The sequence below is a fragment of the Alcanivorax sp. HI0044 genome (genome assembly GCF_001634945.1).
In genome coordinates, this window is record NZ_LWEZ01000152.1 from 1 (window position 1) to 575 (window position 575).

1 protein-coding gene and 1 pseudogene are annotated in these 575 nt (G+C 59.7%); both read right to left on the minus strand.

The genetic code is table 11. The features are described 5' to 3' along the window. A partial coding sequence (locus A3730_RS01835; protein WP_156500790.1) for an extracellular solute-binding protein occupies nucleotides 1–280 on the minus strand: 280 nt, incomplete at its 3' end. 69 nt (nucleotides 281–349) lie between these two features. Continuing rightward, a pseudogene (locus A3730_RS01840) lies at nucleotides 350–575 on the minus strand (hypothetical protein); the annotation flags it as partial.

Sequence of the window (575 nt, forward strand, 5' to 3'; positions counted from 1 at the left end):
TCGATGCCGGGAGTAACAAGCCTTCTTGTGCCAGTTCAGCGGGGCGGCGCTGATCGGCCGCGAGGAAGATATCGTATGGGGCGCCCTGGCGAATTTGTGCCGCCAGTTTGCCGGTGGAGGCCACGGTCACGCCGATCCGGTCATCCGGGTGGCTCTTTATGTACAGCGTGATCAGTTGTTTGAGCGTTTGTGCAAAGTTGGCGGCCACCGCCACCTGGGCGTTGCCGGCCAGCACCGGGGCGCTGAGCACACTCATCAAAAGAAAAACCAGAATCCGCATCAAACACTCCGTGACTATCCCGAGACCAGGACCGGGAATCGCCCAGTCTAAGTCAGCCGTGAAGCACTGTCAGGAAGATTTGCGCGGGTTCTGCCCTCGATGCTGGCGGCCACGCGCCCGGGCCAGTTCAATCTGTTTCTGCCGTTCCGCAAAGCGCTGCTTCTGTTCAGGGGAGGATTCGTCGTAGCACTTCGGGCATGACACCCCAAGCTGGAATTGTTCGCTGCGTTTGTCTTCATCGCTGATCGGCCGGCGGCAGGCATGGCACTGATCAAATTCACCGGGGTTCAGATCA